Raw genomic sequence first — 3,465 nt, forward strand, 5'->3', positions numbered from 1 at the left:
CGTACTGCTGGGCGACGTGCGGTCCCTCAAACAGAAGCGGTCGGTGATTCGTCCCGTGGTCGCCGAGTTGCAGCGCAAGTTCAGCGTGTCGGCGGCCGAGGTGGGTTCGCATGACTTGTACCGGCGAGCGGGCATCGGCGTCGCCACGGTGTCCGGGGACCGCGGTCATGCCGTCGACGTCCTGGACGCGGCCGAGCGGCTGGTGGCCGCGCATCCCGAATTCGAGCTGCTGTCGGTGCGGCGCTCGTTGGTGCGCAGCGAGGACCTCGGCTAGCTAGCCGTCGCGGCCTTCGCGCTTGCGGCCCAACGGCATGGGCGCGACGACGCCTGGCGCGAGCCGGCGCGTGAAGATCAGGAAGGCGGTGTGCCCACGCATCGAGTGCTGCGGCCGGACCGCGAGACCGACGACGTTCCAGCCGCGCTGCAACGTCTCCCACGACCGCGGCTCGGTCCAGCACTGCTGTTCCCGCAGGGCCTCGACCGCGCGCGACAGCTGGGTGACGGTCGCCACGTAGATGATCAGCACGCCGCCGGGAATCAGCAGCCGCGCGACCGACTCCAGCACCTCCCACGGCGCGAGCATGTCGAGCACGGCGCGGTCGAAGGATCCGTCCGGCAGCTCGGAGTCGGAGACGTCGCCGATGATCAGCTGCCAGTTGTCGGGCGCCTGGCCGCCGTGGAACACCGACACGTTGCGTTCGGCGTGCTCGGCGTGATCGGCGCGCAGCTCGTAGGAGGTCACCCGGCCGTCGGGCCCGACCGCGCGCAGCAGCGAGCAGGTCAGCGCGCCGGAGCCGGCGCCGGCCTCGAGCACCCGCGCGCCCGGGAAGATATCGCCCTCGTGCACGATCTGGGCGGCGTCCTTCGGGTAGATCACCTGGGGTCCGCGCGGCATCGCCATCACGTAGTCGATCAGCAGGGGCCGCATCACCAAGTACACGGCGTTGTTGCTGGACTTGATCACGCTGCCCTGCTCGAGCCCGATCAGCGCGTCGTGCGGAATCGCCCCGCGATGGGTGTGGAACTCGGCGCCCGCGGTGAGCACCACGGTGTAGTGCCGACCCTTGGCATCGGTGAGCTGGACACGCTCGCCCTCGGTGAACGGGCCGGATACGGACACGCGGTCTAGCGTGCCAGCCGACTCGCCGCCGCAGGTGCTTGGGGGTTGTCGGCGCCCGGTCCTAGGCTGCCGACATGATCGTCCAGCCCGAGGCGCCCCTGTCTGAGGCGCCCCAGCCGGAGATGCGCCCGGCGGGCCAGGTGTACCGCCCGGCCCTGTCGCCGTCGCGGGCCGCGGACTTCAAGCAGTGCCCACTGCTGTACCGGTTCCGGGCCATCGACCGGCTGCCCGAGGCCCCGTCGCCGGCGCAGTTGCGCGGCTCGCTGGTCCATGCCGCCCTGCAGCAGCTGTACGGCCTGCCCGCCGAACAGCGTGGCCCCGACACCGCCATGGCGTTGGTGGAGCCCGCCTGGGACCAGGTCATCGGGGCGACGCCCGAGCTGGCCGCCGACGTGGATCCCGGGCAGCGCGCCCAGTTACTTGCCGAGGCGCAGGCGCTGCTCGCCGGTTACTACCGGCTCGAGGATCCCACTCGCTTCAACCCGGAATGCTGCGAGCAGCGCGTCGAGGTGGAACTCGCCGACGGCACCCTGCTGCGTGGCTTCATCGACCGGATCGACGTCGCCGCCACCGGCGAACTGCGGGTGGTCGACTACAAGACCGGCAAGGCGCCACCGGCCGCCCGGGCCCTGGCCGAATTCAAGGCCATGTTCCAGATGAAGTTCTACGCGGTGGCGCTGTTGCGTTCGCGCGGTGTGCAGCCCACCCGGTTGCGGCTGATCTATCTAGCCGACGGACAGGTGCTGGACTACACGCCGGATCACGATGAGCTGCTGCGCTTCGAGAAGACGTTGATGGCGATCTGGCGGGCGATCCAGTCCGCCGGGCACTCCGGCGATTTCCGGCCCACCCAGTCGCGGCTGTGCGACTGGTGTCCCCACCAACAGCACTGCCCGCTCTTCGGCGGCACCCCGCCGCCCTACCCGGGCTGGCCGGAAACCCTTGTTGTGCAGAACGATTCACATCCCACTGAACCGGCCGCCTAAGCCTGGCCGTCCAGCGGCGAGAGCTCCTGCAGCATCGTGGGAATCAGCTCGCTGACGGTGGGATGGATGTGCATGGTGCGCGACAGCGTGGTGTAGGGCGCCTTGGCCGACATCACGTCCAGGATGGCGTGGATGGCCTCGTCACCGCCGACCCCGAGGATGGCGGCACCCAGGATCTCCTGGGTGTCGGCGTCCACCACGACTTTCATGAAGCCTTGTGTCTCACCCTTTTCCACCGCCCGGCCGACCCGGGTCATCGGCCGCTTGCCGACCAGCGCCTGGCGTCCCGACGAGCGGACCTGATCGACGGTCATGCCGGCGCGCCCCAACGGCGGATCGATGTAGAGCGCGTAGGTGGTGATGCGGTCACTCACCCGGCGCGGGTCCTCGTCCAGCAGGTTGGCGGCGACGATCTCGAAATCGTTGTAGGAGGTGTGGGTGAATGCGCCCTTGCCGTTGCAGTCGCCCATCGCCCAGATGTGTTCGACGCTGGTCTTGAGCTGATCGTCGACCACGATGTAGCCGCGGGCATCGGTCTGCACCCCGGCCGCGTCCAGGCCCAGGTCGTCGGTATTGGGTCGCCGGCCCACCGCCAGCAGCAGGTGACTTCCCTCAACGGGCGCGGCGCCCTCACCAGGGGTCAGCTCGAACCCGTTGCCGTTCTTGGCTATTCGCATATCGTCCGCCCCGACGATGACGTCGATGCCCTCGGCGCGCAGGATTTCTTCGATGGTGGCCGAGACGTCCTCGTCCTCGCGCGACGCCAGCCGCGCGCCCCGTTCGACGACGGTCACCCGGGCCCCGAACCGGCGGTACATCTGCGCGAACTCGAGCGCGATGTAGCTGCCGCCGACGATGACGAGATGCGTTGGCACCGTGTCGAGTTCGAGGATCGACACGTTGGTGAGGAAGTCGACGTCGGACAGGCCCGGGATGTCGGGCACCACCGCACGCCCGCCGACGTTGAGGAAGATACGGTCGGCGCTCAGCTCATCGTCACCGACCCGCAACGTGTGCGGATCCCGAAAGACCGCGTGCCCGCGAAAAACGGTGCAGCCCTTCATGCCCTCGAGCCAATCCTCGACGCCCTTGCGGTCGCCCAGCATGATCTCGTCTTTACGGGCCTTGACCTTCGCCATGTCCACGCTGACCGGCCCGGTCGCGACGCCGTATTCCGCGCCGCGACGCGCCAGATGGGCGGCGTGCGCGGAGGCCACCAGCGTCTTGGTCGGGATGCACCCGGTGTTGACGCAGGTGCCGCCGATCAGCTTGCGCTCGATCAAAGCGACGCGCTGTCCCGCAGCGGTCAGCCGGCCGGCCAACGGCGGGCCGGCCTGCCCGGCCCCGACGATGATCGCA

4 protein-coding genes are annotated in these 3,465 nt (G+C 69.3%); 2 read left to right on the forward strand and 2 right to left on the reverse strand.

Features of this window, described 5'->3' with window-relative positions; all coding sequences use genetic code 11:
- Positions 1–274, forward strand: a 274-nt coding sequence (locus A9W96_RS05005) for a DUF503 domain-containing protein (protein WP_067138231.1), incomplete at its 5' end; no start/stop codon positions are given.
- Here the strand turns inward: A9W96_RS05005 and trmI are convergent.
- A complete protein-coding gene (gene trmI, locus A9W96_RS05010) occupies positions 275–1,120 on the reverse strand; it encodes a tRNA (adenine(58)-N(1))-methyltransferase TrmI (protein WP_067138232.1) in 846 nt (281 codons plus the stop codon). It lies immediately after the preceding gene.
- 122 nt (positions 1,121–1,242) lie between these two features.
- On the opposite strand from trmI, the gene A9W96_RS05015 reads away from it, so the two are divergent.
- Positions 1,243–2,106: a RecB family exonuclease gene (locus A9W96_RS05015; RefSeq protein WP_156749027.1), complete on the forward strand. Its 864-nt coding sequence runs from the start codon at positions 1,243–1,245 to the stop codon at positions 2,104–2,106.
- Here A9W96_RS05015 and A9W96_RS05020 read toward each other — a convergent pair.
- Positions 2,103–3,465, reverse strand: a 1,363-nt coding sequence (locus tag A9W96_RS05020) for an FAD-containing oxidoreductase (protein WP_067138233.1), incomplete at its 5' end; no start/stop codon positions are given. The genes A9W96_RS05015 and A9W96_RS05020 overlap by 4 nt on opposite strands.

Source organism: Mycobacterium sp. 1245852.3 (genome assembly GCF_001669335.1).
Lineage (GTDB): Bacteria > Actinomycetota > Actinomycetes > Mycobacteriales > Mycobacteriaceae > Mycobacterium > Mycobacterium europaeum_A.

Excerpts from the sequence above, each read along its gene's own strand:
- A9W96_RS05015 (WP_156749027.1), top strand. The coding sequence starts at position 1,243 with ATGCGCCCGGCGGGCCAGGTGTACCGCCCGGCCCTGTCGCCGTCGCGG.